The 211-nt window shown below is 62.1% G+C and carries 1 protein-coding gene; it reads left to right on the plus strand.

Annotated elements, in window-relative coordinates:
- Positions 1–211: transposase (locus tag FVA95_RS30605; RefSeq protein WP_193564472.1), on the plus strand; the 211-nt coding region annotated here is incomplete at both ends.

Here is a 211-nt window from a genome sequence, read left to right on the forward strand (position 1 = left end):
GAGCTATTTACACCGCGTCCACCGCCGATGCCGCTGCAGCCGCGCTGGATGATCTCGATGACGAGTGGGGGCGAGCCTATCCGGCGATGATACGTTTGTGGCGTAACGCCTGGACCGAGTTCATGCCGGTCCTCGACTACGACATCGAGGTCCGGAGGGTGATCTGTACGACGAACGCGATCGAATCGTTGAACGCCCGCTACCGGCGAGC

It is taken from the genome of Pseudonocardia sp. EV170527-09, from assembly GCF_008369905.1.
GTDB lineage: Bacteria > Actinomycetota > Actinomycetes > Mycobacteriales > Pseudonocardiaceae > Pseudonocardia.